The following is a 20,473-nucleotide window of genomic DNA, read 5'->3' on the forward strand; positions in this document are numbered from 1 at the left end:
TGTCGCGGGGCTGGTCGCGGCCTGCCGCGGGGCTAATCGCGGCCCTGTTGCGGGGCGAACCGCGCCAGCACGAGTTTCTCCAGCACGCCGACCACCGCGTAGGCGAACACCGAGACGACGGTGACCAGCGCGATGGACGCCCACAGCCGGTTGTACTGGAACGTCGGGATGGCGCGGATCAGCCCCGCGCCCAATCCCGTTCCGCTGCCCAGCCATTCGCCCAGCAGCGCGCCGATGAGCGCACCCGGAACCGAGACCCGGGCGGCCGCGAACACCGAGGGCAGCGCCGCGGGCACGGACACCATGCGCATGGTGGTCCAGCGCGAACCGCCGTAGGCGGCAACGAGTTCCATCGCCTGTTTCGGCGCTCCCCGCAACGCCGTCATGATCATGACGAGCGCCGGGAAGAACACCACGATGGCCGCCATGACCGTGACGCCGAGCAGCCCGCGCCCGAATACCAGCACGATGATCGGGGTCAGCGCGACCAGCGGCACCGACCGCAGCAGCATGGCCACCGGCAGGAACGCCTGCGATACCGCCGGAACGCCGACGAACAGCGCCGCCACCGCGAGCGCACCGCCGAGCCCGGCGATGAACCCGATTCCCGCGTCGCGCAGCGTGATTCGCATCTCCGCGAAGATGGCGTGCCGGGCGGTCCCGGAGGTGGGGCCGGTGACCAGGTACTTCCACACATCGCCGGGACTCTTGCCGACCAGCCCGACCTGTGGATAGAGCTGTAGGAAGCCGTACCAGAGCACGACCAGCAGGATCAGCGAAACCACCAGCGGCAGTAGGAATCCGGCGATGGGCCGCAGGATGTTCAGGGCTTTCATCGCACCTCTGCTCGGGTCCAGGGCAGGGCGGCGCGGGCGATCAGGGCGACCACCGCGTATCCGAGCCCGGCGAGTGCGGCGGCGGCCAGGGCCATACCCCAGGTGCGCGGCACGTTGTACGCGGTCTGCGCGGCGGTGAGCGCGACGCCGATACCGCTGTCCACCCCGCCCAGATATTCGCCGATGATCGCGCCGAGCACCGCCGAGGGCGCGGCGATCTTCAACGCCGCCAAGGTATTCGGCAGCGCCGACACCAATTGCACGCGCCGCATGCGCTGCCAGCGGCCGCCACCGTAGGCGCGCACCAGGTCCAGGCTGGTGCCGTCGGCCGAGCGCAGGCCGGAGACCGCGCCGACCATGGTCGGGAAGAAGCAGTACATGGCGGCCAGGAAGACGGTCGGCGTCCGCCCGCCGAAGACCACCAGGATGATCGGCCCGAGCGCCAGCAGCGGGGTGCAGTAGCTCAGGATGGCCAGCTGGGTGACGAGCATTTCGATCGGCGGGATCAGCACCACCAGCAGCGCCAGCACGATGGCGAGGGTGTTCCCCCACACGAAACCCTGGAGCGCGCCCCAGGCGGTCACCTTGAAGTTCGGCCCGTACAGCGACCAGCCGTCGGTGTACATGGTGTGCAGCACCTGCCACGGTCCGGGCACGGTGCCATTGGCGACGTGCAGTGCGGCGAGCACCGCCCACACCGCCACCAGGATCACGATGCCCGCGAGCCCGCCGAGCGTGGAAATGTGTAGTTGCCCGCGCAGCGCGGCCAACGCGCCGCGCGGCTCGTCCCGCACCGATTCGGTTGCCGTACTTGTCATTCGGTCACCACCCCGCCCTGTCCGGTGCGCCCGAACAGCAGTTCGGAGAGATAGTCGCAGAGTTTGTGGAATTCGGTGGTGCGCATCATTTCCGGGGTACGCGGGCGCGGCAGATCGATATCGACCACCTCGACCACGCGGCCCGGGCGCGGGCTCATCACCGCGACCACATCGGAGAGGAAGACCGCTTCGGCGATGCCGTGCGTGACCATCAGTGTGGTGGCGGGCTTTTCGGTCCAGATGCGCAGCAGTTCCAGGTTGAGCCGCTGCCGGGTCATATCGTCGAGTGCGCCGAAGGGTTCGTCCAGCAGCAGGATCTTGGGCTTGACCACCAGCGCGCGGGCGATCGAAACCCGTTGCCGCATACCGCCGGAGAGCTGCGCGGGTTTGGCCTTCTCGAAGCCGTCGAGGCCGACCAGGGCGATCAGGTCCGCGATCAGTCCGGGATCGGCGGGCAGTCCGGCGACCTGCAGCGGCAGTTTGATATTGGATTCCACGGTGCGCCAGGGCAGCAGCGCCGAATCCTGGAAGGCGATGCCGAATTCATGTCTGCGCCGCAGTTCGGCGGGTGTCTCACCATTGATGCGGGCGGTGCCCGCGCTCGGGGTGTCGAGTCCGGCGAGAATGCGCAGGATGGTGGATTTCCCGCAGCCGGACGGGCCGAGCAACGACAGGAACGCGCCCTCGTCGGTATGCAGATCGACCAAATCCAGTGCGGCGACGCTGCGCCGCCCGGAGCGGAAGGTCTTGCTCAAACCGCTGATGTGTATGCCTGTTCCGCCCGAGCTCATAGGGTCACGATAGGAGCAGGGAATTGCACCGAGATTGCGAATCGGCAGACTGGATTTCGGGCCTGTTACGACTGACGCTCGAATCCGGTTACCGAACCCTCACCAGCCGGACGGTTCGAACCAGTCCCGGGCTTCCCGGCGAAACAGCAGCACTATCACCACGAGTGAGGTGATCGGCCCGAGCGGCCCCGGCGGATGCCCATCGGTGATCGACGGCACCGTCCACAGCATATTGAGCACGGCCAACAGAATCGCGCCGATGCGCACCGACTGCCCCTCGGACTGAAAGGTCAACGCCACCAGCCCGAGCAGCCACGCCGGGATGAAGGGAATCGCGGTCTGGATGGCGGAACTACTTCCCAGCAACCAGCCGGAGGACGCCGTGCACAGCATTCCGATCAGGGCCATGAGCACCGCGATGAACTGTGCCGCGCGCACCGCCCGCGGCATCCGGTACGTCTCGTCCACTCCCTGCCCGTGGTCGGGCGGGGTTCGCAGATCCGGCATCCCAGCGAATTTACCTCGCCGCGCCGGGCCGATCCGGTCACCACGCCGCCGCGCGAGAGTGCCGTGCGCCACCTGTCCACAGTCGTGCACAGCCGCCGTGGGGATCACCCGCTAACTATGAGCGAGCGGCCACCGGTTCCAATTCGGTGACTCGAACGGTCGGCATCAACCGATCGCGCAGCACCCGGTCGATCTCCCCCGCGACCGGAATGACAACGGCGGCGGCCGAAGTGGCGACGGCGTCGGTGAGCAGGGCGGGCCAGTTGGGGGTGCGGGTGCCCGCGAGGCCCGCGATGATGGCCGCCACCGCGGCGTCGCCCGCGCCGGTGGGGTTGCCCGCGAGGGGTTCGGGCAGGGCGGCGGACCACGCGCGATTGGCGGTGACCGCGATCATGCCCGCACCGCCGCGGGTGACGACGACCGCGCCCGCGCCGTCGGCGATGAGCGGGTCGACCGCCGCCAGCACCTCCGGGACGGTGGTGGCGGGGCGGCCGGTGAGTCGTTCCAGCTCTTCGGTATTGGGGGTCAGGATGATCCCGGGCACCCGCGCGGAGAGTTCCAGCGCCGCCCCGTCGAGATCGCAGATGGTGGGCACCCCGGCGTGCACGGCGGTACGGGCGAGTTCGGCGGGCAGGCCGGGATCGACGCCGCCGGGTAGTGATCCGGCGATGACCATGCCACTCATATCCGAGAGCATGCCCGCGACCCGCACCCGCAGTTGATCGACCGCGTGCGGTTCGGAGATGCGCGGTCCGGGTTCCCAGAGCGCGGTGGCGGTGCCGTCCCCGGATTCGCTGATCACCACGGTGCGCCGCACCCAGGGCAGGGCGTGCACGAAGTCGACGGGCATCTCCAATTCGGCCGCGGCGGCGAAGGAATGGTCGGAGAAACCGGTGGCGCGGGCGTATTTGCCCAGCTGATTCAGTACCCGATTGACATTGATGCCGCGGCCGCCGAGCCGCTGATCCACCGAGCGCACCCGGTGTGCGCGGCCCCGTTCGAACTGCTCGACCCGATAGGTCATGTCGTAGGCGGGGTTCATGGTCACGGTGAGGATCACCCTGACAACTAGTTCATGTCAGCACAACGGGCGCAAGACCCAAACCTCGCGAATGGTCAGTGAAAGGGTTCGCAAAGGCGGCAGTCCGAGCCGATCAGTTCGGTACCGCCCGCAGGATTCTGGTGCCGAGCACGCGGAGGTGATGTTCCACATCGCGCTGTATGCCGATGCGCCCCGGGCCCAGATACTTTCGCGGATCGGAGCTGGCAGGGGCCGCCGCCAGCGCGGTGCGGACCGCTTCGGTGAGCGCGATATTGAGCCGGGTGCCGATATTGATCTTCACCATGCCGTGCCGCACGGCAGACCGCAGGCCATCATCAGGCACACCGGAGGAACCGTGCAAGACCAACGGGATATCCAGCGCCTTCGCCAACCTCGCAATGAGATCGGTGTCCAGGGTCGCGGCGCGGGTCTGCATGGCGTGCGTCGAACCGACCGCGACGGCGAGCGCGTCCACCCCGGTCGCGGCGGCGAAGGCCACCGCCTCGTCCGGATCGGTGCGCACACCCGGAACGTGCGCGCCGTTCTTGCCGCCGACCTCACCCAGCTCGGCCTCGACGTAGACCTCGCGCTCATGACACCAGCGCGCGATCTCGGCTGTGACAGCGACATTCTCGGCATAGTCGAGCGCCGCCCCGTCATACATGACCGAGCCGATCCCGACCTCGACGGCCTCCTTGATCAGGTCTATCTCGGTGGCATGGTCCAGATGCACCGCGAGCGCCGCCGAACTGTCCTGCGCGATCTGCAGGCAGGCGCGGGCCAGCGGTTTCACACTCCCGTGATAGCGCGCGGTGTTCTCCGAAATCTGCAGGATCGCGGGCCTTTCCACGGCTTCCGCGGCGGCGGCGATGGCCTCGGCGTGTTCGAGAGTGATCACATTGAACGCGCCGAGTCCGCCCGGCCGGGCCAGTTCGATCAGTCGTGGAATCGGGGTGAGCATGAATTCTCCTAGTAGAGCCAGGTGTTCCACTCCCGCACCCGGATCTCCGGAATGAGGCGGGCGCGTAGGTCGAGATCGATCTCCCCCGCCACCGGCCGGGCCACGGCCGCGGCGGAGGTTGCCACCACCTCGGCGACCAGTGCGGGCCAATCGAGTTCGCGCGCACCGAGCCACCCGGGCGGGACGGTCGCCAGAAACGGCAGCTCCGGCGGGATATGGCGCGGAAGTTTGGGCAGCGCCGCCAACCCCGCGATGAGCGCGGCCGCGGCCGCATCCCCCGCCCCGGTCGGATTCCCGCTGATCTCGGCGGGTGGCGCGGCGGACCAGCCCTTCCCGCGCACCATCGCGAACACCCCGTCCCGGCCGCGCGTCGCGACGATCACCGCCGCCCCCGACTTCTGTAGCGGCTGCACCACATCCAGCAACCGCCCCGGATCGTCCGGCACAGCTCCGACCGACGCGGCACGATCAACCGGAGCGTCACGGGCCGACGCGGGGCGAATGCCCGAACCGTCGCGGCGCATCGCGGCGCGGTCGCCCGCGTCCCCGCCCAGTAGCGCGGCGAGTTCGTCGGTGTTCGGCATGAGCACGACGCCCTCGACTTTGGCGGCCTGCCGCAGGGCTTCGCCGTCGACGTCGCAGATGACCGGTACGTCGGCGCGGATCGCGAGGCGGGCCAGGGTGGCGGGGAAGCCGGGGTCGAGACCGGCGGGTAGTGAGCCGGAGATGACCAGGCCGCGCGCCTGCGGCAGCCGGGCGGCGATGCGGTCTTTCAGGTCGTCGACGGCGGCCGGATCATTCAGTGCCGCACCGGGTTCCCATAATCCGGTGGTGGTGCCATCGGCCTCGCTGAGCACGACCGTGCGCCGCACGAACGGGAGCGCTTCGACGAAGTCGACCGGCAGTTCCGCCGCGGCCGCGCGGGCGAAGGCCGCATCGGCGAATCCCATCGCCACGACCTCGTGCCCGAGCGCGCGAAGTACCCGGGCGACATTCAGGCCCTTACCGCCGACCCGCTGTTCCACCACCGGAATGCGCTGCACCGCAGCGTATTCGAACTTATCCAGCCGATAGGTGAGGTCGTAGGCCGGATTCATGGTGACGGTGAGGATCATGACAACCACCGCCCGCGATGCAGTACCCGGCGCAATGCCAACTGCTCGTCCACGGCGATGATGTCGGCGTATCCGCCCGGCTTGATATCCCCGATATCGGTGAGCCCGGCCGTGGTCGCCGGGGTCATGGTGGCGGCGCGCACCGAATCATCGAGGGAGGCACCGCATTCCCACACGGCCCAGGCCACGCAGCGCAGCAGATGCGCGGTGCCACCGGCGATGGACCCGCTCGCGATGCGCGCCACACCCTCGCTGACCTGAACCTCCTGCGGACCGAGCCGGTACGCGCCGTCCGGCATTCCGGCCGCGGACATGGCATCGGTGATGAGTGCGATCCGCTGCGGGGCGGCGGCGAAAACCAGTGCGCCGAAACCGGCGTCGACATGCACCCCGTCACCGATGAGCTCTACGGTGGCGTGCCCGCGCGCGGCGGCCGCGACGGCCGCCGCCACCGGGCCGCCCGATCGATGATGCAGCGGCCGCATTCCGTTGGCGAGATGCGTGACCGAGCGAGCAACGCCGTTGGGCTGCACGGCATCCCGGAAGACTCCGAACTCGGCGTCGGTATGCCCGAGCGAGACGGTCACCCCGTGATCGGCGAGCAGACTCGCCACGGTGGCGTACCCGTCCCGTTCGGGCGCCATGGTCATGATGCGCAGATGTCCGCCCGCGGCTTCGAGCAACCGCCGCGCCAGCACCGGATCGGGATCACTGAGATAGCGCGCATCCTGTGCGCCACAGCGGGTTTCGGAAAGGAACGGCCCCTCGGCGTATATCCCGCCGATCACCCCGTCCTGCGCCAGCTCCCGCAGTGCCGCCGCCTGCGCGACCATATCGTCGGGCGCGGCCGTAACAATCCCCGCCAGCACGGTGGTGCTCCCCCGCGACCGGTGATACGCCGCCGCCCCGGCGGCCTCCTCCTGATCGACCGTATCGAACCGATGCCCCGCCCCACCGTGCACATGAATGTCCACCAGCCCCGGCAACAGCATCCCCTCGAACGGCAACTCCCCCGATTCCGGATGCGTCACCGTCCACTGTTCGGTGGTGCGCACGGCGATGATCCGTTCCCCCAGAACCGATATCACCCCGTCTTCGACGACGTGGCTCGGCGCGAATATCCGCCCTCGAATGTGCACCCCTGCGTCCACCGCGAAGCTCGGCGGACTGATCTCATTCGCCGCCTGCGCTTTCCGCCGCGCCCGGCTGCGGCTCGACCGACTGCGGCTGGTGCCATTCGGATGTTCCCCCGGCGCGTTCATGCCAGCACCCCGTACCGTGCGAAGAGCGCCGCGCCGGTAAGTCCCGCGCGAGCGCCGAAGGCTCCCAACACCACTTCGGGCGCGGGGACGACGCGCAGCCGCGCGGCGAGCGCATCGCGCAGGGGTTGGGCGAGCGCTTCACCCGCACCGGCGAGACCGCCGCCCAGCACAATGCGTTCGGGGCAGGCGGCGTGGATGACACCGAGCAAGCCGTCCGCGAGTGCGTCGACGGCATCGTCCACCACGGCGCGCGCGTGCTCGTCGTGCGCGCGCGTACCGCCATCGCGCGCGTCGGCATCATCCCCGGCGTCCGCAAGTCGCTCGAATACCATTGCCGCGCTGTCACATTCGATACCCGTCCGCCGGGTGTAGGCGCGCGCTATCGCGGCGGCCGAGGCGACCGTTTCCACGCAGCCGGTATTGCCGCAGGGACAGGGCAGCCCGTCCGGCCGCACCGCGATATGCCCGTACTCCCCGGCCTGCCCGATCCCGCCGCGCACGAATCGCCCTCCGACGGAGAGTGTTCCGCTGATCCCGGTGCCGATGATGACCACGCAGACACTGTCCCGGTCACCACCCGCTCCGAAACGCCATTCGGCCCATCCGGCGGCCGCCACATCGTGTTCGATCACCACCGGCATGGCCCAGCGTTCGGTGAAGCGCGAGCCGACTTCGATATCCCGCCATCCCACATTCGCGCTGAACACCGCGATGGAATTGGCCGTATCGACCACCCCGGGCAGCAGCACCGCCGCCCGCTCCACGCGCGCCCGCTCCGATTCGGAGAGCTTGTCCAGCAACGCGTCTCCGAGTCTCAGCATGGCGTCGAAGGCGGCCGGACCGCGCGGGGTGGCGACATCACCGGCGGCGAGCACCGCGCCCGCGGCATCGCTGATCTCGGCCTTGATGGTGGTGCCGCCGACATCTAGGCCCAGCACCAGGGCCTGCGGGCCGAGTCCGATGACGGGTTGCAGGTTCATATCGGGCTCCGATCGGACGAACACGCTCAGGCTCACATCATGACTCAGAAATCGAGGACCACTGAGCGAGTGAGGCTACGCGGATGATCGGGATCCAGCCCGATATCGGCGGCACGAAGTACGCAGAGCCGATGTACTCGAACCAGATCCGCCATCGGATCGATATCCCGATGCTCGAGATGCGCGCCGGTGGCGGCGATATCGGCGGTGAAGCCGGGCAGCAGCGGTCCGAGCGCCCAGACCGCGCGGCCGGGCGCGGCAATGCTGATCGGCCCGTGCCGATATTCGGTGGCGAGGTAGGACTCGGTCCAGGACTGGCAGGATTCGCGCAGTTTGAGCGCGGCCTCGTCCGCGAGGGCGGCGGCGAATCCCATTCCGGTGAAGGTGATCTGGTCGGCGTACCGCACGTCGGCGAGCGCGGTCGCGGGCTCCTCGGCCAATACCGCGCGGGCCTGCGCGATCACCGGGGTGAGGTCTTCACCCAGGCTCCAGCGCAGGATGGCCAGGGTGGTGGTGGCGAACCTGGTCTGCACTACCGAGCGCTCGTCCACCTCGTCGATGAGGATCGAATCGCCCAGGGCGAGAACGGGTGTGCCCGGGCTCGAGCAGATGATCACGCGCGGTGTCCCGGCCGGGAGCGCGCGCACCGCGTCGATCACCTCGGTGGTGGTGCCGGAGCGGCAGATGATGACGTAGCGGTCGTACTCGCGCCCGATCGGCGGTTGTCCGGCGGGCCAGGCGTCGGTGAGTCCGTGTCCGGCGCGCTCGCGCAGCGCGGCGTAGGCCCGCGCCATGAAAAGCGAGGTGCCGCAACCGATCGCGGCCACGCGTTCGCCGGCAGCGGGCAGCAGTGCGCGATTTCGCTCGGCGATGACCCGCGCGTGGACCCAGTTGTCCGGCTGCGAGGCGATCTCGGTGGAGAGGTGGGTGGCTGGGGTGTGTTCGGCGGAGGACAGCACCAGCCCAGCGTGCGCCCAGTGATCGTTCATGTCAAATTTACAGCCAAAGTAGTCACAATCAATCACGGCTGGGTTAGATTCGACAACGATCACCCGGTCGACCCATCATCCCCCGATTGACCCGGGTGTGTGTATCGAAAGGTTCGACAAGTGAAAAGACGTCTCCATCGGACACTCACCGGCGTAACCGTGCTCACCGCGGCGGTGCTGGCCGCCTCGTCCTGCGGCTTCGGTTCCAAGAGCTCCGACGATAACGACCCGAACACCGTCAAACTGCTCGTGCCCTCCTACAGCGATGGCGCGCACGGCACCAAGGCGCTGTGGGACAACATCATCAGCGGATTCCACGACAAGAATCCGGACATCAAGGTCGATCTCCAGATCGAGTCCTGGAACAGCATCAATGACGTGGTGCGCACCAAACTGCAATCGCAGTCCACCACCCCGGACATCCTGAACATCGACGCGTACTCCACCTTCGCCAAGGACAAACTGCTCTACTCGGCCAAGGAGGTCACCTCCGACGCCACCCTGGCCGATATCCAGCCCGCCTTCGCACAGAACGCGACCATCGACGGAACCCAGTGGGCGCTACCGCTGTTCGCCTCCACCCGCACGCTGTTCTACAACTCCGAGCTATTCGAGAAGGCCGGCATCACCACCCCGCCCAAGACCTGGGCCGAACTCACCGATGACGCCAAGAAGATCCAGGCGCTCGGCGGCGGCGTCTCCGGCTACGGGCTGCCACTGGGAAGTGAAGAGGCACAGGGCGAAACCTCCATCTGGACCTTCGGCGCGGGCGGGAACTGGTCCGACGGCGGCAATCTCACCATCGACACCCCGCAGAACCTGGCCGGCGTGAAGGCCATGAAGGCGATCGCCGATGCCGGTGTGACACAGCCGAATCCGGGCGCGACCGACCGCAAGGATGTGATCAACGCCTTCATCCAGGGCAAGATCGGCATGATCGAGGGCCTGCCACCGGTGCTCGGCATGATCAGCGATAAGAATCCGGCGCTGAAGTACGCCACCGCGCCCTCGCCCACCGAGACCGGCGCACCCGTCACACTCGGCGTGGCCGATCACCTGATGGCGTTCAAGAAGGACGGTAAGAAGCAGGACTCCATCCGAAAGTTCCTGGACTACTTCTACACCGCCGACGTGTACTCGAACTTCGTCAAGAGCGAGCACTTCATCCCGATCACCAAGAGCGCGGTCACCGCATTGGCCGACGATCCGGTGACCAAGATCTTCGCCGCCACCCTCCCGGTCGCGAAGTTCTACCCGAGCAACAATCCCAAATGGGGTGCGGTGCAGGGCGCGATCAAACAGCAGATGGGCACCATCGCGCAGGGCGCGGATCCGGCCGATGTGCTGAAGAAGATCACACAGGCGGCGAGTTGAGCAGGCGGACAACACGATTCACGGCGGGGCTGGCCGCCCTGCCGTGGATCGGCCCGGTGCTGGTGCTGATCGCGGCGATCGTGGTCTTCCCGGCCGGGTACATGCTGTGGACCAGCACCCGGGCGCTGAGCCCGTACGGGCAGGATCAGGGTCCGGCCGGATTCGCCAACTACCGCAGGCTTTTCGCGATTCCGGAGCTCGGGCCGATCCTGGTGCACACGGTGGTGTGGGTGGTGGCGGTGGTCGGATTGACGCTGCTGCTCTCGGCCGCGCTGGCACAATTCCTGAACAAGGATTTCCCGGGCCGCACCGCGGTGCGGATGGCGGTGCTGGTGCCGTGGGCGGCGTCGGTGGTGATGACGACGACGATCTTCTACTACCTGCTCGATCCGGATGTCGGCATCGTGAACCGGTTCCTGGTTGATATCGGCCTGCTCGATCGCGGTTACGGTTTCACCAAACAGCCGACGCAGGCGTTCATCGTGGCGGTCGTGGTCGGCGTATTCGTCTCGGTGCCCTTCACCACGTACACGATGCTGGCCGGGCTGCAATCGATTCCGGCCGAGGTGCAGGAGGCGGGCCGGGTGGACGGCGCGAACTCCTGGCAGCGCTACCGGCACATCACACTGCCGCAGCTGCGCCCGGCGATCGCGGTCGCCGCCATCATCAACATCATCAACGTCTTCAATTCGCTGCCCATCCTCCAGGTTCTGACCGGCAGCATCGCGGGCTTCTCCGCCGACACCACAACCACCTTGACGTTCAAGCTGATTCGGCAGAACCAGCAGGTCGATACGGCCGCCGCCATGAGCGTGCTGAACTTCGTGCTGATCGTGGTGATCATCGCGATCTACGTGAAGGTGATCCGCCCGACCGAGCAGGTGGACGCATGACGATCGCAGCGGCGCTGCCGCACGAACAGCGCAAGCCGGACGCCCGCGCACCGCGACGCAAACGGCGGCGCTGGGAACTCACCGCGGTGGGTGTCCTGCTCGCGGCGATCTTCCTGATCCCGTACATCGTGATGGTGCTGGGTTCGCTGAAATCGCGCGCCGAGATCCTGCACATCCCGCCGACGTATCTGCCGCAGCAGTGGCATCCGGACAACTACTCCACCATGTGGAACACCCCGGAAACCCCGCTGGCGTTCAATATGGTCAGCACCATCGTCATCTCGGTGGCGGCGACCCTGCTGGTCCTGGTGGTGGCGATCCCGGCCGCGTATTACACCGCGCGCCGCCGCTTTCCGGGCCGCGTGGCCTTCCTGGGTCTGGTGCTGATCACCCAGATGCTGCAACCGACCGTGCTGGTGACCGGCCTGATCCGGGAGTTCTTCACGCTCGGCATCAATGACACCTGGCTGGCCATGATCCTGGTGAACTCCGCCTTCAACCTGTCCTTCGCGGTCTGGATCCTGCACAGCTTCTTCGCCTCGGTCCCGGTCGAGATCGAGGAGGCCGCCCAACTCGACGGCCTGTCCCGCCTGCAAATCCTCACCCGGGTCAGCCTGCCCCTGGTCTGGCCCGGCATCGTGACCGCCACCATCTTCACCGTGGTCGCCTGCTGGAACGAATTCGCCGCCAGCCTGGTCATTCTCACCACCCCGGAGAACCAGCCACTGTCGGTAGCCCTCACCAAATTCATCGGCCAATACGACACGGCTTGGCAATACGTCTTCGCCATCTCTACGGTCGGTATCGTGCCGGTCGTCATCCTCTTCGCAGTTATCGAAAAACGCCTGGTCGCCGGTCTCACCGCGGGAAGCGTGAAATGACCGCAGCGGCCGATAGGCCCATGCGCTGGAACCGTCTGCTGGAGTTGCTCGCCGAGGCGGGGCGGCTCTCGGTGGAGGAGGCGTCCGAGCGACTCGGTGTCTCCCCCGCCACGGTGCGGCGGGACTTCACGGCGCTGGCCGAGCAGCAGTTGGCGACGCGGACGCACGGGGGGATCGTGGCCACCTCGGTGGCCTATGACCTGCCCGCGCGGTATCGGCATGAGGATGAGGCCAAGCAGCGGATCGCGGAACATGCTGCGGGGCTTATCGATACGCATGCGGTGGTGGGGTTGAACGGCGGCACCACAACCACCGCGGTCGCGCGGGCGCTGGCGACACGGCCGGATCTCGCGACCGCCACCGATGAGCGGTTGACGCTGGTCACCAATGCGCTGAATATCGCGGCGGAGATGGTGTTGCGGCCGTACCTGCGGACCATCTGCCTGGGCGGGATGGCGCGGCGGGAGTCATATGAGCTGCATGGGCCGCTGGCCGAGCGGTCGCTGGCCGAATTGCGTTTGGACACGGTGATTCTCGGGGTGAACGCGATCTCGGTGGAGGGCGGGGCGCAGTGCACCCACCTGGACGAGTCGGGGGTGAACGCCGAAATGGTGCGCCGCGCACAGCATGTCATCGCGGTGGCGACCTCGGACAAACTGCATCGCACCGCGCTGGCGCGGATCTGCCCCATCGACCGGATTCACGTGCTGGTCACCGACAGCGATGCCGATCCGGAATCGGTGGCCGAACTGCGCGCCGCCGGGGTCCGGGTGGACCTCGTCTGAGTCACTGTGAGTCGCCCTGATGGGACGGCGTCATTCCTCGAAGAGCCCGGTGTCCGAAACGAATACGTTCAGGATTTGAGCCCGGGCGTGGTGACACACAAGGACATGCCCAGGAATGACACGGTGATCGCGTGGGTGTCGGCGCAACTCGCCGCGAATTGATCAATCGTCCGCGAATGTCGTTGCCAATCGGAGATATTCGCGTAGCAGGATGGCCGCCGTGCCTCTGCTCCCGCCGAAACATCTGCTGCTGCAGGCTTGCCGCGGCCTCCCGCCCGAAGATCGACACCCGGTGCTGCACTGCGCGGGCTTATTGGCGGATCTGCACGAGAAGCGACTGACCGCGGAAGCCGGGGCGACCGGGCTGATCGACCACGAACGAGCCCGCATGGTGCTCGATATCGATCGGTGGGTGGCGATGGAACTGCCCAAGGCCGACCGCGACGCCCAACTGCACACCGAGACCGTCGGCACCGTGATCGATCGGCTCGCGCAATTCTCGGCGCTGGCCTACCTGACGCTCGCGTACGCCGATGAGGCCATGCACGAGGCGGCGACGCGACTGCGCGAACTCGCCCTGGCCTACGAGCATCTGGCGACCGAATTGGCCGCGGGCCGGCGACGACTGCCCAATCTGACCGGGAATCGCGAATACGAGTACTGATCGCCCGGATACGGGACTGACCACAGCGCGGATCGACTATCGATCACCGCGCGAATTCGTGTCGTCGACGGCGCCCGGCGAGGGTACGGGACGCCGTCGACAGCACAGGTGAGCCATGCGCAACCCACCGTCGAGACCCGGGCCAGGGTTCACAGCGAACGGAACCCGCGTGGGAGTGCGGTGGCAGTGCCCGTTCGCTGTTACCTGACAACCACCAGGCTCGAGCTCGACATGTGAATCGTGCGCCGCGAAGCTCGGAACCGGCATCCATCCCGCTGTGAACTTCCTGGGAACCGGGGTCCGGGGCGTAACGCCTGGTCAGTCAGTCGGTGCGGCGGCGGAGGGTTCGGGGAGCAGGGCTCGCAAGGTGCCGATGGTGTCGGCCTGATGCGGTTCCTTATCGGGGCGGTACCGGACCACGCGGGCGAAGCGCAGCGCCAAGCCGCCCGGGTAGCGGGGACTGACCTGGACGCCGTCGATGGCGATCTCGACCACCAGCTCCGGCCACAGATAGACGGTGGAGCCGTCGCGCTCGCGCTCATGACGCGGGAATTCCGCTGTCTGCCACTGCAATAGCGCATCGGTGAGCCCCTTGAAGGTCTTGCCGACCATGATCGGCTCGCCACCGTCCGGATCCCGTGCGCCCAGATGCAGATTCGACAGATATCCGGTGCGGCGGCCGTAACCCCATTCCGCGCCCAGCACGATCAGGTCCAGGGTGTGCGTGGGTTTGATCTTCAGCCAGGACCGTCCGCGCCGCCCCGCCGCATAGGGCGCGTCCAGGGCCTTGATCATGATGCCCTCGTGCCCGGCGGCCAGCGCACCGTCGAAGTATTCGGCGGCGGCCTCGGCATCGGGAGCGATGAGCGCCGGAATGCTCAGCGCGCCCGCGACTTTCGTGAGCGCGGCGCGGCGGTCCCGCAGCGGCGCGTCCAGCAGATCGACGCCGTCCAGATGCAGGCAGTCGAAGAAATACGGGTGCAGCAGCAATTCCTGCGCGGTCGCCGCGCCGAACCGGCTCATGGTCTCCTGGAACGGACGCGGGCGACCGGAATCGTTTAGCGCCAAGGTCTCCCCGTCCAGCACCACACTCGTGCAGTCGAGTTCCCTTACCCGCCCGACCAATTCGGGCACGCTCTTGGTGATATCGCGCAGCGTGCGAGTGAATACCCACACCTGATCGCCATCCCGGTGCACCTGAATGCGCGCACCATCCATTTTGTGCTCGACGCTGACGTCTCCGTCGAATTCGGACATGGCCTCATCGAGCGCCGCACCCGGCGACGCGAGCATGGGCTGAATCGGCCGCCCCACCTCGAGCCGGAACGCCTCCAGTGCCGCCACCCCGCCGGTCGAAGCCGCGACCGCGGTCACCGGTAGTCGCCCGGACAGCATGTGTGCCCGCCGCACCGCGTCGATGGGCACCTCGAACGCCTTGGCCACCGCCTCCGCGACGATCGCGGTCAGCGCCCCCTGCCGCATTTCCCCGGTCAGCAGCCGCAGCACGAAATCGTGTTCCTCGCTCGTCGCTGCGCTGAACAGTTTCGCGAGCAATTCCCGCCTGCGTGCCGTCGACCCGCTGCCGCCGACGCCCGCGAGCTCGGTGAACACCCGATCGACCTCGCCGACCGTGAGCGTCGAATCCGCCGCGGATTCGACCTCCATCGTGGTCAGCGTCCGCCACCCGGTGCCGATTCGCCCCTGCGGCAGCTCCCCGGAAACCCAGGCCACCGCCTGGGCGAGTTCATCGGGTCCGGCCTGGCCGAGCAGTTCGGCCAGGGTTGCGATCTTGATCTTTCGCGATGAAGTCGCGCGTACCGCCCGCAACGCCTCGACCACTTGCGACAAATACATCACCCGACGGTAACGCCGACCTCCGACACATCGGGGACCTTCCGCCGAGCGTCCCTGTGACGCACCCCTCAGCAAGGGTGTTAATTCCGGGTTGGCAGGGTTGCGAAACCGCCCATAAACTGGGCGCATGGCCAAGACTTTCGTCGGTGCGCGGCTGCGTCAGCTGCGCACCGAACGCGGGCTGAGTCAGGTCTCCCTCGCCAAGAAGCTGGAGATTTCGGCCAGCTACCTCAACCAGATCGAACATGACGTCCGCCCGCTCACCGTACCGGTCCTGCTGCGTATCAGCGAGGTCTTCGGGGTGGACGCCGGATTCTTCTCCTCCCAGGACGACACCCGGCTCATCGCCGAACTCCAGGAAGTCGTCATGGATCAGGAATTGAGCATCGAGGCCGATGCCCAGGAAATCGCCGAAATGGTTTCCGCGCACCCGGGTTTGGCGCGCGCCATGGTGAATATGCATCGCCGCTATCGCAACACCACCGCGCAGCTGGCCGCGGCCACCGAGGATCGTTTCGCCGACGGCAGCGGTTCCGGGGCCATCTCCAAACCGCACGAGGAAGTACGCGACTACTTCTATCAGCGGCAGAACTATATTCACGAATTGGATACCGCCGCAGAGGAACTCGCCACCAGAATGCGCTTCCACGGCGGCGATCTGAAACGCGAGATCGCGCGCCGCCTCACCACCGCGCACGGGGTGCAGATCGTCGAGCGCATCGATCTGGGCGACGGCATGCTGCACAGATACGATCCGGAATCGCGTCGCCTGGAAATCGCGCCGCATCTGTCCGGCGGGCAGCGGGTATTCAAACTCGCCGCCGAACTCGCCTATCTGGAGTGCGGGGATCTCATCGAAAAGCTGGTCGAGGAAGGCAATTTCTCCAGTCCGGAGTCCCGCGTGCTGGCCAAGCTCGGCCTGGCCAACTACTTCGCCGCCGCAACGGTGCTGCCGTACAGCCACTTTCATGAGATGGCGGAGGATTTCCGCTACGACATCGAACGCCTCTCGGCCTTCTTCACCCAGTCGTACGAGACCATCTGCCACCGGCTCTCGACCCTGCAGCGTCCCCGCCTGCGCGGCGTCCCGTTCTCCTTCGTCCGCGTCGATCGCGCGGGCAATATGTCGAAACGCCAGTCCGCCACCGGCTTTCACTTCTCCTCCAGCGGCGGCACCTGCCCCCTGTGGAATGTCTACGAGACCTTCGCCTATCCCGCGAAGATCATGACCCAGATCGCCCAGATGCCGGACGGCAGAAAATACCTCTGGGTGGCCCGCACCGTCGAACGCCGCGCCACCCGCTACGGCGAACCCAGCAAGGTGTTCGCCATCGGTCTCGGCTGCGAACTCCGGCACGCGAGCCGCGTCGTCTACGCCGACGGCCTGGATCTCAACGAGCCCAAGGCCACTCCCATCGGCGCGGGCTGCCGCGTCTGCGAACGCTCCAACTGCCCACAACGCGCCTTCCCGCCCCTGGGCAAAACCCTCGACATCAGCGAACACCGCAGTTCCATCTCCCCGTACGTCATTCAATGACACATTCGTCCGCGCGCACCCGGACTCCGTAGGGTGGAGCCGGTTTGTCGGCTGGGTGGAAGGTGCTGTGATGCAGGGGGCGGGACTCGTCACCGGTGCGATGTTCGCGGGGTTCCGCATCGAAAAGGTGCTGGGCCGGGGCGGCATGGGCACGGTGTATCTGGCGGGGCATCCGCGGTTACCGCGGCTGATCGCGCTGAAGCTGCTCAGCCGGGAGCTGTACGCGGATGAGGAGCTGCGGCGGCGGTTCGAGCGGGAAGCGGATGTGGCCGCGGCACTCGACCATCCGAATATCGTCTCGGTGCTGGATCGGGGCGCGGAGGACGGGCAGCTGTGGATCTCCATGCAGTACGTCGACGGCTCGGACGCCGGGGAATTCGACGAGCCGGTGGATCCGGTGCGGGCGGTGCGGATCATCGCGCAGACCGCCGACGCACTGGATTTCGCCCATGAACGCGGTGTGCTGCATCGGGATGTGAAGCCCGCCAACATATTACTGACCGCCGGGCGCGGCGGTGACCGAGTATTGCTGACAGACTTCGGCATTGCCCGGCTGCTCGACGATCAGCATCATCTGACCCAGACCGGCCAATTCCTGGCCACGCTGTCCTACGCTGCGCCGGAACAGCTTTCGGGCGAACCGGTGGACCACCGGGTGGACCAGTACGCCCTCGGCTGCACCCTGTACACCCTGCTCAGCGGTCAACCGCCGTTCGTGGCGGCCAATCCCGGCGAGATGGTCGCCGCGCACCTCACCCGCCCGGTGCCGCGCGCCAGCCATGCGGTCCCCGGCATACCGCCCGCCATCGATGCCGTGATCGCCCGCGCCATGGCCAAGCTGCCGGGCGAAAGATATTCCAGCTGTTGCGAATTCGCCGAGGCGGCCGCGCACGCCCTGACTGTGGGGGCGCGGGACGGACAGCAGTACACACCGCCGGCGCCGGTACCGGCCCCACCCGCCCCGGCCCCGGGCAACCACGCCCTCGAACCCACCATGATCGCCCCGGCCCGCCGCCAGGTGTCCTCGAACTGGCGGCTCACCTCGGTCCTGCTGATGGTCATGGCGCTGGTGGCCGTCGCGGGCATCGGCGCGGTGGGCGTCTACTGGAAATTCATTCGCCCCGTACCGGTTCCGCCGTCCTGGGGCGATCACGCGGATATCGCCTTCGCCTTCCCCGAACTCATTCCCCGGTATCCGAACGGCACCGCCTGGCACGGCGCGCGCTGCTCCGCGGTCGGCACCATCGTGGCCACCGCCGGTGATCCGCCGCCCGTCCGCCAGATCACCTGCACCGATTCGGACAACATCACCACCTGGTACACGCAGTACGCCACACCCGCCGACCTCCAGACCTACCTGGAGGCGCACACCGTCCGAATTGGGCAGCGCGCCACCACGGCTCCCGCCGATATGGTGCTGCACCAGCCCAAGGACCCCGCGGCACCCTTCGCCCTGGCCACCTACCGCCTGGTCACCCCCGACGCCCGCACGCTGCTGATCGAGGTCTCCTGGCCCGGCCATACCTTCGAGCAGACCCGTGACCAATGGTGGGAACCCGCCCCGATCTGAGCCGCGCCGTGCCCGATTTCGCCCTTCAGCTGCGGTGATAGCCGAAGTGATCGACTCGAACGGCGTTGCGGTGAGCTGAAATTCACGCGCGGGAAACATCGGCAACCGGACCGTCATCGAGAGTCATTCCGGCGCAATACTTCCCGTTTACGGTTCCCCTCACGAATACAGCAGTTGTATACGCGGCCGTATTCGCAAGCGACGCACGTGGCGTCGATGTGCAAGTGAGAAGGGTCCGCCCAATGCAAGATTCCCACCGCCGGCAGCGAACTCAGCGCCTGGTCAAGGCCATCACCATCCCGACCGCACTGGTGCTGTCCGCAGCCATGATCGCCGGTTGCGGTTCCCGCGACAGCGATACCGCCGCGGGCTCCAACGCCAAGTCCTGCGTCGACACCTCCAAGGACACCATCAAGATCGGGTCGCTGCACTCGCTGACCGGCACCATGGCCATCAGCGAGGTGACCGTCGCGAACGCGACCAAGATGGCGGTGGACCAGATCAACGCGGCCGGCGGCGTCATGGGCAAGAAGATCGACCTGGTGCTCGAGGACGGCGCCTCGGATCCGAAGACCTTCGCCGAGAAGGCCGAGAAGCTGATCAGCTCCGACTGTGTCGCAGCGGTTTTCGGCGGCTGGACCTCGTCGAGCCGTAAGGCCATGAAGCCCAAGTTCGAATCCCTGAACTCGCTGCTCTACTACCCCGTGCAGTACGAGGGCCTGGAGGACAGCAAGAACATCTTCTACACCGGCGCCACCACCAACCAGCAGATCGTCCCGGCCCTGGACTACCTGAAGCAGAAGGGCATCACCTCCCTCTACCTGGTCGGTTCGGACTACGTCTTCCCGCAGACCGCCAACCGCGAGATCAAGGCGTACGCCAAGGCCAACGGCATCGAGATCAAGGGCGAGGATTACGCCCCGCTCGGCTCCACCGATTTCTCCACAATCGTCAACAAGGTCCGCAACTCCAAGGCGGGCGCGGTCTTCAACACCCTCAACGGCGACTCCAATGTGGCGTTCTTCCGCGAGTACTCCAACGCGGGCCTCAAGCCCACCGATATGCCGGTGGTCTCGGTGTCCATCGCCGAGGAAGAGGTCGCGGGCATCGGCGCGCAGAACATCGCGGGCCAGCTGACGGCGTGGAACTACTACCAGACCGTCGACACCCCGGCCAACAAGGCGTTCGTCGCCGCGTACAAGGCCGCCTTCGGCGCCAACAAGCCCACCTCGGACCCGATGGAAGCCGCCTACACCTCGGTCTTCCTGTGGAAGAACACCGTCGAGAAGGCGAAGTCCTTCGCGGTGGCCGACATTCAGGCCGCGGCCGACGGCGTCAGCTACGACGCCCCGGAGGGCACCGTCACCATCGACGGCTCCAACCACCACATCACCAAGACCGCGCGCATCGGTGAGATCCGGCCGGACGGACTCATCTACACCGTGTGGGATTCGGGCAAGGCCGTACAGCCGGACCCGTACCTGAAGTCCTACGACTGGGCCAAGGGCCTCAAGTAACAGACAGCCGCCGATGAGGGGCGGCCGGTGCGGAACTCGTTGCCGCACCGGCCGTTACGGCGGCCATCCCGGCCATGAGGATCGCCCACGACGCGCT

The 20,473-nt window shown here is 67.1% G+C and carries 19 protein-coding genes; 8 read left to right on the forward strand and 11 right to left on the reverse strand.

Translation table 11 applies throughout. From position 1 onward, the window contains the following. Positions 1 to 32: 32 nt before the first annotated feature. From AB0L82_RS39925 to AB0L82_RS39970, 10 genes are all read right to left on the reverse strand, one after another. Positions 33 to 836, reverse strand: a complete 804-nt coding sequence (locus AB0L82_RS39925; RefSeq protein ID WP_364649362.1) for an ABC transporter permease subunit — start codon at positions 834 to 836, stop codon at positions 33 to 35. Beyond that, complete coding sequence (locus AB0L82_RS39930) at positions 833 to 1,654, reverse strand: ABC transporter permease subunit (RefSeq protein ID WP_364649364.1); 822 nt, start codon at positions 1,652 to 1,654, stop codon at positions 833 to 835. Before AB0L82_RS39930 ends, AB0L82_RS39925 begins: the two co-directional genes overlap by 4 nt. Further along, positions 1,651 to 2,445: an ABC transporter ATP-binding protein gene (locus AB0L82_RS39935; RefSeq protein WP_364649366.1), complete on the reverse strand. Its 795-nt coding sequence runs from the start codon at positions 2,443 to 2,445 to the stop codon at positions 1,651 to 1,653. The genes AB0L82_RS39930 and AB0L82_RS39935 overlap by 4 nt, the downstream gene beginning before the upstream one ends. Positions 2,446 to 2,544: 99 nt before the next feature. Then, positions 2,545 to 2,952, reverse strand: a complete 408-nt coding sequence (locus tag AB0L82_RS39940; RefSeq protein WP_364649369.1) for a hypothetical protein — start codon at positions 2,950 to 2,952, stop codon at positions 2,545 to 2,547. Positions 2,953 to 3,067: 115 nt separating this feature from the next. Next, positions 3,068 to 4,000 (reverse strand): hexose kinase, encoded by a 933-nt coding sequence (locus tag AB0L82_RS39945; protein WP_364649372.1) that lies wholly within the window; start codon positions 3,998 to 4,000, stop codon positions 3,068 to 3,070. Between the two features lie 106 nt (positions 4,001 to 4,106). Next, entirely contained in the window at positions 4,107 to 4,955 is an 849-nt protein-coding gene (locus AB0L82_RS39950) for a class II fructose-bisphosphate aldolase (RefSeq protein WP_364649375.1), read from the reverse strand. 8 nt (positions 4,956 to 4,963) lie between these two features. Next, entirely contained in the window at positions 4,964 to 6,070 is a 1,107-nt protein-coding gene (locus AB0L82_RS39955; protein ID WP_364649378.1) for a PfkB family carbohydrate kinase, read from the reverse strand. After that, positions 6,067 to 7,332 carry an amidohydrolase family protein gene (locus tag AB0L82_RS39960; protein ID WP_364649381.1) on the reverse strand — a complete coding sequence of 422 codons (1,266 nt, stop codon included), beginning with the start codon at positions 7,330 to 7,332 and terminating at the stop codon, positions 6,067 to 6,069. The genes AB0L82_RS39955 and AB0L82_RS39960 overlap by 4 nt, the downstream gene beginning before the upstream one ends. Further along, positions 7,329 to 8,312 carry an ROK family protein gene (locus tag AB0L82_RS39965; protein WP_364649384.1) on the reverse strand — a complete coding sequence of 328 codons (984 nt, stop codon included), beginning with the start codon at positions 8,310 to 8,312 and terminating at the stop codon, positions 7,329 to 7,331. The genes AB0L82_RS39960 and AB0L82_RS39965 overlap by 4 nt, the downstream gene beginning before the upstream one ends. Positions 8,313 to 8,356: 44 nt before the next feature. After that, positions 8,357 to 9,301, reverse strand: a complete 945-nt coding sequence (locus AB0L82_RS39970) for a sugar isomerase (protein ID WP_364649387.1) — start codon at positions 9,299 to 9,301, stop codon at positions 8,357 to 8,359. Between the two features lie 120 nt (positions 9,302 to 9,421). On the opposite strand from AB0L82_RS39970, the gene AB0L82_RS39975 reads away from it, so the two are divergent. From AB0L82_RS39975 to AB0L82_RS39995, 5 genes are all read left to right on the forward strand, one after another. Then, the gene (locus AB0L82_RS39975; RefSeq protein ID WP_364649390.1) at positions 9,422 to 10,675 is read left to right on the forward strand and encodes an extracellular solute-binding protein; all 1,254 of its coding nucleotides are present in this window, start codon (positions 9,422 to 9,424) and stop codon (positions 10,673 to 10,675) included. Then, positions 10,672 to 11,568 (forward strand): sugar ABC transporter permease, encoded by an 897-nt coding sequence (locus AB0L82_RS39980; RefSeq protein WP_364649393.1) that lies wholly within the window; start codon positions 10,672 to 10,674, stop codon positions 11,566 to 11,568. The genes AB0L82_RS39975 and AB0L82_RS39980 overlap by 4 nt, the downstream gene beginning before the upstream one ends. Then, on the forward strand, positions 11,565 to 12,449 hold the full coding sequence (locus AB0L82_RS39985) for a carbohydrate ABC transporter permease (protein WP_364649396.1): 885 nt from the start codon (positions 11,565 to 11,567) through the stop codon (positions 12,447 to 12,449). The genes AB0L82_RS39980 and AB0L82_RS39985 overlap by 4 nt, the downstream gene beginning before the upstream one ends. Further along, positions 12,446 to 13,234, forward strand: a complete 789-nt coding sequence (locus AB0L82_RS39990) for a DeoR/GlpR family DNA-binding transcription regulator (protein WP_364649399.1) — start codon at positions 12,446 to 12,448, stop codon at positions 13,232 to 13,234. Before AB0L82_RS39985 ends, AB0L82_RS39990 begins: the two co-directional genes overlap by 4 nt. Positions 13,235 to 13,445: 211 nt before the next feature. Next, positions 13,446 to 13,898: a DUF4254 domain-containing protein gene (locus tag AB0L82_RS39995; RefSeq protein WP_364649402.1), complete on the forward strand. Its 453-nt coding sequence runs from the start codon at positions 13,446 to 13,448 to the stop codon at positions 13,896 to 13,898. Positions 13,899 to 14,216: 318 nt separating this feature from the next. On the opposite strand, the gene AB0L82_RS40000 is transcribed toward AB0L82_RS39995, so the two are convergent. Further along, positions 14,217 to 15,752: an ATP-dependent DNA ligase gene (locus AB0L82_RS40000; protein ID WP_364649405.1), complete on the reverse strand. Its 1,536-nt coding sequence runs from the start codon at positions 15,750 to 15,752 to the stop codon at positions 14,217 to 14,219. Positions 15,753 to 15,879: 127 nt separating this feature from the next. On the opposite strand from AB0L82_RS40000, the gene ramB reads away from it, so the two are divergent. From ramB to urtA, 3 genes are all read left to right on the forward strand, one after another. Then, on the forward strand, positions 15,880 to 17,289 hold the full coding sequence (gene ramB / locus AB0L82_RS40005; protein ID WP_364649408.1) for an acetate metabolism transcriptional regulator RamB: 1,410 nt from the start codon (positions 15,880 to 15,882) through the stop codon (positions 17,287 to 17,289). Between the two features lie 70 nt (positions 17,290 to 17,359). Continuing rightward, positions 17,360 to 18,859, forward strand: coding sequence for a serine/threonine-protein kinase (locus AB0L82_RS40010; protein WP_364649411.1), 1,500 nt, complete (start codon positions 17,360 to 17,362; stop codon positions 18,857 to 18,859). A gap of 326 nt (positions 18,860 to 19,185) precedes the next feature. Further along, entirely contained in the window at positions 19,186 to 20,376 is a 1,191-nt protein-coding gene (gene urtA, locus AB0L82_RS40015) for an urea ABC transporter substrate-binding protein (protein ID WP_364649534.1), read from the forward strand. Positions 20,377 to 20,473 lie beyond the last annotated feature (97 nt).

Origin of the sequence: Nocardia sp. NPDC052001, from assembly GCF_040680615.1 — a bacterium.
Classification (GTDB): domain Bacteria; phylum Actinomycetota; class Actinomycetes; order Mycobacteriales; family Mycobacteriaceae; genus Nocardia.

What these genes read in the sequence shown, in the direction of transcription:
- AB0L82_RS39955 (WP_364649378.1), bottom strand. Translation starts at nt 6,070, where the DNA reads ATGATCCTCACCGTCACCATGAATCCGGCCTACGACCTCACCTATCGG.
- AB0L82_RS39995 (WP_364649402.1), top strand. Translation starts at nt 13,446, where the DNA reads ATGGCCGCCGTGCCTCTGCTCCCGCCGAAACATCTGCTGCTGCAGGCT.
- AB0L82_RS39940 (WP_364649369.1), bottom strand. Translation starts at nt 2,952, where the DNA reads ATGCCGGATCTGCGAACCCCGCCCGACCACGGGCAGGGAGTGGACGAG.
- AB0L82_RS39950 (WP_364649375.1), bottom strand. Translation starts at nt 4,955, where the DNA reads ATGCTCACCCCGATTCCACGACTGATCGAACTGGCCCGGCCGGGCGGA.
- AB0L82_RS39965 (WP_364649384.1), bottom strand. Translation starts at nt 8,312, where the DNA reads ATGAACCTGCAACCCGTCATCGGACTCGGCCCGCAGGCCCTGGTGCTG.
- AB0L82_RS40010 (WP_364649411.1), top strand. Translation starts at nt 17,360, where the DNA reads ATGCAGGGGGCGGGACTCGTCACCGGTGCGATGTTCGCGGGGTTCCGC.
- AB0L82_RS39930 (WP_364649364.1), bottom strand. Translation starts at nt 1,654, where the DNA reads ATGACAAGTACGGCAACCGAATCGGTGCGGGACGAGCCGCGCGGCGCG.
- AB0L82_RS39960 (WP_364649381.1), bottom strand. Translation starts at nt 7,332, where the DNA reads ATGAACGCGCCGGGGGAACATCCGAATGGCACCAGCCGCAGTCGGTCG.
- AB0L82_RS39990 (WP_364649399.1), top strand. Translation starts at nt 12,446, where the DNA reads ATGACCGCAGCGGCCGATAGGCCCATGCGCTGGAACCGTCTGCTGGAG.
- AB0L82_RS40000 (WP_364649405.1), bottom strand. Translation starts at nt 15,752, where the DNA reads ATGTATTTGTCGCAAGTGGTCGAGGCGTTGCGGGCGGTACGCGCGACT.
- AB0L82_RS39970 (WP_364649387.1), bottom strand. Translation starts at nt 9,301, where the DNA reads ATGAACGATCACTGGGCGCACGCTGGGCTGGTGCTGTCCTCCGCCGAA.
- AB0L82_RS39925 (WP_364649362.1), bottom strand. Translation starts at nt 836, where the DNA reads ATGAAAGCCCTGAACATCCTGCGGCCCATCGCCGGATTCCTACTGCCG.
- AB0L82_RS39935 (WP_364649366.1), bottom strand. Translation starts at nt 2,445, where the DNA reads ATGAGCTCGGGCGGAACAGGCATACACATCAGCGGTTTGAGCAAGACC.
- urtA (WP_364649534.1), top strand. Translation starts at nt 19,186, where the DNA reads ATGATCGCCGGTTGCGGTTCCCGCGACAGCGATACCGCCGCGGGCTCC.
- AB0L82_RS39985 (WP_364649396.1), top strand. Translation starts at nt 11,565, where the DNA reads ATGACGATCGCAGCGGCGCTGCCGCACGAACAGCGCAAGCCGGACGCC.
- ramB (WP_364649408.1), top strand. Translation starts at nt 15,880, where the DNA reads ATGGCCAAGACTTTCGTCGGTGCGCGGCTGCGTCAGCTGCGCACCGAA.